Origin of the sequence: Streptomyces sp. NPDC015127, from assembly GCF_043080095.1 — a bacterium.
Classification (GTDB): domain Bacteria; phylum Actinomycetota; class Actinomycetes; order Streptomycetales; family Streptomycetaceae; genus Streptomyces.
The window spans coordinates 1-7862 of sequence record NZ_JBIBVE010000059.1; the positions used below are offsets into that span (position 1 = coordinate 1).

Genomic DNA, 7862 nt, shown 5'->3' on the forward strand with positions numbered 1-7862 from the left:
ACCCGCTGGAACAACTCCCACAACTCATCCGGCACCAGCCGCTCAACGATCCCCACCACGACCGACAGCCTACCGACCCAAATGAGATGACGTCTAAAGGAAGGCCTGGAGAGATGGAATTGAGTAATGTGAGTTGCGGGCAAGGAGGTCGACTGACTGATGTCAGGGCCTGCGTCCAGGACTACCATGCTGGAGAGTGTCATGAGCGTGCAGGACCGGGCGTCGCATTGGCCGTTGGTGGGACGCGTCAGCGAGTTGTCTGCCTTTTCGGCGGCTTGGGAGGACCCACACTGCAAAGGACTGGTGATTTTCGGTCCGGCAGGGGTGGGTAAGTCCCGACTGGCAGAGGAATGCCTGGCGCAGGCAGCCCATCGAGGTTCACGGGCTGCCCGGGCAACTGCATCAGCATCCGCGGCCGCAGTGCCACTGGGCGCGATCGCCCATGTGATCCCTGCTGGTGTGGACCTGTCTGACCCGGTCCAGGGCTTTGCCGCAGTGGCTCGGGCGCTCTCAGGGCCGAAGCGGCAGCGGTGGGCTCTACTGATCGACGACCTCCAGCTCCTGGACGCTGCTTCGGCGGTTCTGGTGAGGCAGCTACTAGACGCTGATGTGGTGCGGCTGATCGGCACTGCACGATCCGGCGAGCCGCTGAGCGGCTCAGCACAGGCTTTGACCGGCGACCCTGCGATGCAGCGGATCGACTTGGCTGACATGGATGAGGCAGGTACAGAGGAAGTGCTCCAGACCATCCTGGGCGGTCCTGTGGGCTTGCGCACCTTGCACGAGCTGTATAACGCGTCGGGCGGCAACATGCTGTACTTGCGTGAACTCGTCTTGGGCGCCGTCGCAGCTAAGAAGCTTTCGTTCAGCAATGAAGTCTGGGAGCTGGATGATGACCGGCCGGTCGCCACGCCCCGGCTGACTGAACTGATCGGCAACCGGCTGGCTGGCGCTGCCAGGGCCGCCCGACCTGTCCTGGAGCTGCTGGCGCTATGCGAGCCTGTTCCGCTGGCTGATGCCGAGGCTGCTTCCTCCTTTGAAGTGCTGGCTGATCTTGAACGGGCTGGGCTGGTCAGGGTCATGACTGACAGGCGGCGCACCACGGTCTCTCTCGCACACCCTTTGTACGGGGAGAACCTCCGCGCAACCACTCCTGCCCCTCGTCAGCGTGAGGTGCTGCTGCAGCAAGCTGCCCGCGCCGAAGGGTACGGAGCGCGTCGTCGCGCTGATGCGCTCCACATCGCGACCTGGCGGCTTGCCGCAACAGGTACAGCTGAGCCCGCACTGCTCGTGCAGGCGGCTGTTCTGGCGCGTCACGCCCATGACTATCAGCAGGTCATAGCCCTTCTCGACGCCATTCCTGAGGCTGATCACAGCGTGATAAGCCTTCTTTTGTTGGGTGAATCACTTCTGGAAATGGGGCAATGCGGTCGGGCGGAGGAGGTCTTTGTATCAGCATATGAGCATGCCGGAAGCGAGGAGGAGGAGCTGGCTATTACGATGGCCCGGACCTTTAACCTATTCTGGGGCCTCGCTCGCACCGATGAAGCCCTTACTGTCAATTTGCAGGCACAGAGGAGCCTGAACATAGCAGGGGCGGAAAAGGTCCTGCGGACAGATGAAGGGGCGATGCGGGCTGTCTCAGGGGAGCCGCTCCAGGGTCTTTCCCTTCTTTCCGAAATGGAGACAGAAATCGAAGAAGCGCAGAATGCCAACGTATGGCTTCTCGCTTCCATGATGAGGACAACAGCGCTTGCGATGACAGGCCATGGCAACGAGGCACTGGAATATTCTGACCATGCCTATAACTGTCACCGACGGTACAATGAAAAGGTTCTTGTCTCACATCCCGACACGCAGCTTGCGGCGCGCGTGGTCGCCTTGAGTGAGGTTGGGAGACTGGACGACGCCCGCACCGTGGGTGCGAAATTCTTCTCCAACCAGGAGTCTTCGATTCTGCCGATCACGCAGGCATGGATGACCTTCGACTTGGGACGCCTCGAGTGGATTTCGGGTCATCCTGTAGCCGCGCGGTATTGGTACGCCCAGTGTGTGGCGCTCGCTCGGGTGCATCACGTCAGGGTTCTGCACGAAGCCCTCCTCGGCTTGGCTGCGTGCGCTGGCGTCCTTGGCGATGCACAGGGTGCCGAGAGCCACATTAAGGAAGCTGGACAGTACCCTTCTATGAACGTTCTTGTGGGTGAGGAACGGCTGAGTGAGGCGTGGCTGGCGGTCACACAAGGCGATCTTGCCCATGCCCGTGCTGTCCTGTCCGAGGCCGCAGGAAGGGCCCGGGAGACCGGGCATCTCACATCCGAAGGGCTCTTGCTGACCGACTTGGCGCGCCTTGGCGGCGCGCACGAGGCTGTTGGCAGGCTGGCTGAACTGGCGGACGAGTGCGATGGCATGCTGATGCCTGCACGCGCACGGCTGGCAGCGGCCCTGGCCGCTGATGACCCACAACGCCTCCAGGGGTCTGCCACCGAGCTGGCACGGATCGGAGCGCATCTGCTCGCTGCAGAAGCAGCAATTACCGCGTCAGTTATCTGGCGCAATCAGGGCCTCACGCGGCAAAGCACGGCTGCCGCACAGCAGGCTGCACCTCTTAAGGCCCGTTGCGAGGGGGCTCAGACGCCGCTCCTTGCCCCAGCAGAAGCCACTAGCTCACTCACATCGCGCGAGCGTGAAATCGCCAAGCTTGCCGCTGCCGGAACCTCGAGCAGGGAAATCGCCGAAATCCTTACCCTCTCCGTCCGTACGATCGATAATCACCTTCAACGCATCTATGGCAAGCTAGGCATTACTACCCGCAAGCAGCTTGCTCAGGCTATAGACTATAATGCACCATAAGGCCCTATGCGTAGGACGACAGATGAACGCACCCTATGTTTTACAGGATTGAGTGCGGTGCGCTGGCAGCCTCGTATCAACGGTCAGTGTTTGCGGTGTCGGTGCCGGCATAATGGTCGCTCGCTTGCCCCGTGGCATCCATGGTTGCGGCCAGGAGCGCGCAGCATCTGAATGCTTTAATGATCGTCATTTAGTAGTCGACGGCAGCATTCTGGGCCATGGAAGTTGAGCGGTGCCTTTTGGATCAAGCTCGCTGACTTCCCGTCATGGTTCATGAGGATAAGCCTTTACCGTGATCGCCGTGCTCATCGACACCGGACACAACAACGCCAAGAGCCGAGCGGTCAATCGCATGATCGACCACAACACGTTCGGCTCCCGCAAGGCGGACAGCCAACGCCCATGAACACGCCGACCCCGCGGATACCTCCGCACCGCTCACCTCGACAACACGGGTGCCCTCGTCCACAACAACTCTTGGCGATGAATTTCGTTGAGAAAACCTCAACGAGAGGTGTCATCTGCCACCGAGGCCGGCAGGGAACGTGCTGCTCCCGCCCCCGCAACCACATCGAGGCTGCGCTGACGTCAAGCCGCGCACCTACTGTGCAGCAGGCACACAGCTAAGACCGTGTCCTACGTGGTGGGTTGGCAGTTGTGCTGGGCATGGGGAGTGGACGGTGGGGTTGGATTGTTCCGGAGGGTCTGTGGGAGATCGCCAGGCCGTTGTTGCCGCCGGCTCGCGTGCGGCCGCAGGGCGGCGGGGTCGCCAACATCGATGATGAGGCGGTCTTCGCCGCGATCATCTACGTGCTGGTCAGCGGCGGTGCCTGGCGGGTGTTGCCGCCGTGCTTCGGAGCGTCGAAGTCGACCTTCGTCAACCTCACCCACCCACTGCACACCACTGACCCGAGGGAGAGCCACCGATGAACTCCATACCTCTGCCGGACTGGCCGTGGACGCGATGTGGGCGCAGAATAGCCCTAAGGTGGGAGGCGTGGCTCGGAGGACTTTCGGCGAATTACCATTACTTTTGCGATATCAAGGGGCGGACAGTCAGGCTTTTAATATTTGACAAGGAGATGGAACATGGCGCGACAGTCCATAGACAGCAGGCAGCCCAACCCGTCGGCGCTTATGCAGACCGGGCTGGGATTCTGGGCCTCGAAGACGCTACTCGCCGCAACCAAGCTAGAACTCTTCACCTTCATTGGCGACAATTATCGAACCCCGGAAGAGATCCGGCTATCACTTGGCCTGCATGGACACGCCTTGCTCGACTTTTTGGATTCTCTCACCTCGCTTGGATTCCTTGAGCGTTACGGGACTGGCGCTCAGGTGAAGTATGGCAATACTCCTGAGACAGCTGCGTTTCTAGTCAAGGGGAAGCCCGCATATATGGGCGGTTTCTTCGAGATGGCCAACGACCGCGAGTACCTCTTCTGGGCTAACCTGGAAGAGGGGCTTCGTACAGGTAAACCACAGAATGAAATCAGAATTACCGGTAAGGAATCTTTCGAGGCGATCTATGAGGATCCAGAGAGGCTCAAGCAATTCACGGACGCTATGTCCAGTATCCAGCTTGGCGCCTTCCATGCCTTCGCTCAGAGATTTGACTTCTCCAAGCGCCGACTTATGCTTGATGTGGGCGGCTCGGGAGCGTCCCTATCCTGTATTGTCGCGACACATAACCCGCATATGAAATGCATTTCGTTTGACTTGCCGGCGGTCGAGTCACTCGCTAGGGAAAAAGTTGTGATGTGCGACGTCACTAAGCAGGTCGAGGTCCGAAGCGGTAACTTCTTCGCAGAACCAGAATTGCCGGCGGCCGACGTTATCACAATGGGTAACATTCTCCACAGCTTCGACCTGCCTGGCAAGATGTCACTACTTCGAAAGTCATACGAAGCTCTGCCTGATGGAGGTGAACTCATCGTAATCGAGCTCATCATGGACAATGATCGCCGAGCGAATACATTCGCCCTCCTCATGTCGCTCAATATGCTCATCGAGTCAGACGGAGGTTTTAATTTCACCCAGGCGGATTTTGAAGGATGGGCAGAAGAAGTGGGATTTCGCAGTATTCGATTTGAGCCGCTAGAGGGGCCTGTAAGCGCAGCGATAGCCATGAAGTGATTCGGCGAGGGATTTAGTCATCGAGGCGTCATTGCCACCGAGCCACCGGCCGAGCAGATGCTCTGCACCGCGCGTGCCGTACGCCTGCGAGATTCAGGGCCGGCGCGGAGCTGCCCTGAACAAGTGGGCCATACAAGCTCATCAAGGCAGCCCGGCCAGCGGGCAGCCCGCGCGGCGCTCTGGGCGACTGCACGCACATCCATCCGGCCCGGTCCAGGATTTGCAGGGCGTAGGAAGTCTCCTCTGCGGTGCTGTGGCAGCGCACCATCCATCACTCTGCTAGGGACCCACGTCGGCCCCATGGATCGGCGGCTGCGGCCTCCAGGAGGCGACGCTTCAGCTGTAAGGTGCGTTGCCTGGAGCGTGGTATGTATTTCTGTGTGACCGCATTCCCATGGGAACTCCCAAGCGCGCGACGCCTGCGATAGAGCACAAGCATCGTTTCAGTGACGGACCGTGACACGTCCGCTGCCCAGGGCAGACACGATCCGCCAACAGATTCTCCGCAGAGGATTCAGCATTTGCTCCTCTTTCATCTACCCTACCTGTTGAAGCCTCTTCAGGTTTCCCTTCAGTTTTATGAAAACGCCGCAGGACGGCGTGAGTAGCCAGTACTCAATAGTCAGGGAGACCTACGCTCAGGTCCTTGCCTACCGTTTCCGGCACTGGCATCAAAAGTGTGCGGGCGAGATCTGAAGCTGCATTGAACGTCCTCAGCTCCAAAGGACAGCGGATCCCGCCGACCGCACCGTTTCGCGCCGTTGGCACAGGTCCGGGGATTCCCTGCGCTCGACAGGTGTAGCCGGTACTTAGTTGCATGGCAATGTTCACCCGCCCGCAGGGATCGAGAACGGATGACCGCGCATGTCCGCACGTCAGCTCACTAGGCTTCACGGCCTCTGGGCCCGTACTTGGTTCCATAATCGTGTAGCAGAGCTGAGGAGCAGCCGGGCCGGGCTTGCGCCCGCCGAACGAACCAGAGGTGCGGCGCATACCAGGTGGGCTCATAATCCAGCACCGGCGTTGCGGACGGCCCTGGCCATGCAGGCATGGTTCTCCCCTCCCTGCACTGCCGTTGACCTTGCGGATTGAGGGCATGTTACGCGTCTTCAGTTTGATTAGGTATCTGGGATATCAGCTGGATTGGTTTCCCAGGAACGACGCAGAGCACCCCACTGGAAGACATCGCACTGGCCGATGGTCACCGTGGACGGCACCAATGGCAGGGGTCGGGACCGACCCACTATCCGCACCTCTCTCCGCTCGCCGGTGCCAGTTCCGCGCCGATCGTGATCTTTCACCAGGCGTTCCCGCAACGCCTGGTGATCGGGCTCCTGCTTCTCCGGTCCCCACAGTGGGGGCTCCTGTGTCGACCGTGAAGCATTGAGCCTTTCTGCAAGGGCACCGATCAGGTGAGGTCCGGGTCGTCGGAGATCGGCAACAGAACCGGACGAGGCGCCTCTGCGGTTGAGTGATACGTCTGATGATCTCAACTCTTCCGTCGGGAGCCGCGTTGGTTGCGAATCCTGCCCACACTGGACCTGCCGCATGCGGTAGTTGAGTGAGGCACCATGCTCATCGTCAACTGGGACGGCGACCCGCAGGCGTGAGCTCCACCTCTCGTGGCGAGGGCTGGTGGCACTGGTGCATCAGCGTCAGCCACGCCTATGTGCGCGCGGTCACCGATCTCTTCGCTCGCCGCGCAACGGGATCGGCCAGGGCCTTGCGAGGTGGATGCCGCTGCGAGGCGTCGATTCTCCATCAAGCACCTCCGCCACGGCGTGAACTCCGGGCCGCTACCGACTCGCAGCTGTGAGTTGAGGTCCCGGCAGCGCTCAGAGAGACCCGGCCCTTTGTATGGGGAGCCGCCTTGAACGTGCCATTCTGCGCTGGAGGCGATAGGTGGTTCCGAGAGGGAAAGGTGCAATGTGCATTCCGGTCGGTCGGCTGCCTGAGGGGGCCGTTTCTGCAGCGTGTGCGGCGACGGCAGGCATGTCGCCCCATTCCTCACACCCAGACCAACGATCCCGTGACCCTCGGCGCGGCACAGCCAGTCAGGGTGCCGTCCAGAGACCCGACCACTCTGAGGCTGCCCCTTGGAGCGCTCAGCTGCGGATGTGGGCCGTCGACGGCACCTGGGAGCGGGTGTTCAGCGCGCTCATGGCCCAGGCCGACGCCCACGAGGACCTGAACTGGGCGGTTTCGGCGGACGACTCCACGATCGTGCATGCCCACCAGCACGCGGCCGGGGCCCGCAAAAAGGGGCCCCGACCGGCGAACCCGACGACCATGCCATCGACCGGTCCCGCGGCGGGCTGACCACGAAAGATCCACCTTCCGGCCGATGCTCACTGCCGGCCCCTCGCTTTCGTCCTCACCGCCGGACACACCGGCGACGCGCCCGCCTTCGCACACGTGATAGCACGCCTGCGAGTTCCACGCCGACGCGGACGGCCCGCACCAGGCCGGACGTGGTCCTGGCCGACAAGGCCTATTCCTCACGCGCGATCCGCGAGCACCTGCGCAAGCGCGGCATCCGGGCGGTGATCCCCGTCCCTGCAGACCAACCAGGCCACCGGCTACGCCGAGCAGCCGGGGCGGACGCCCACCTGCCTTCGACCGCGAGGCCTACAAGCAGCGCAACACCGTCGAGCGGTGCATCAACCGCTTGAAGCAGTGTCGCGGAATCGCCACCTGCTACGAGAAGACGGCGACCATCTATCTGGCCGGACTGCACGTTGCAGGCATCTTCCTGTGGTCCGCCTGATCCAAACGAAACGGCCTAGTGATCTGAGTCAGAGATTCGTCGGCAGTATGCGGCGACTTTGTCGAGAATCTCGTCGGCGGTCTTCGTCCAGACGAAGGGCCTCGGGTGC

3 protein-coding genes and 2 pseudogenes are annotated in these 7862 nt (G+C 61.3%); 4 read left to right on the forward strand and 1 reads right to left on the reverse strand.

The window, feature by feature from the left end:
* A partial coding sequence (locus tag ACF08N_RS37375; protein WP_392329170.1) for a hypothetical protein occupies nt 1-188 on the reverse strand: 188 nt, incomplete at its 3' end.
* 13 nt (nt 189-201) lie between these two features.
* Between ACF08N_RS37375 and ACF08N_RS37380 the strand changes: the two genes are divergently transcribed.
* The 4 genes and pseudogenes from ACF08N_RS37380 to ACF08N_RS37395 form a co-directional block, all read left to right on the forward strand.
* Nucleotides 202-2850: a LuxR C-terminal-related transcriptional regulator gene (locus tag ACF08N_RS37380; protein WP_392329171.1), complete on the forward strand. Its 2649-nt coding sequence runs from the start codon at nt 202-204 to the stop codon at nt 2848-2850.
* A 666-nt stretch (nt 2851-3516) separates the two neighbouring features.
* Nucleotides 3517-3723, forward strand: a pseudogene (locus ACF08N_RS37385) (transposase); the annotation flags it as partial.
* Nucleotides 3724-3939: 216 nt separating this feature from the next.
* Nucleotides 3940-4986, forward strand: a complete 1047-nt coding sequence (locus ACF08N_RS37390) for a methyltransferase (protein ID WP_392329172.1) — start codon at nt 3940-3942, stop codon at nt 4984-4986.
* Nucleotides 4987-7092: 2106 nt separating this feature from the next.
* Nucleotides 7093-7753, forward strand: a pseudogene (locus ACF08N_RS37395) (IS5 family transposase); the annotation flags it as partial.
* Nucleotides 7754-7862: the final 109 nt, after the last annotated feature.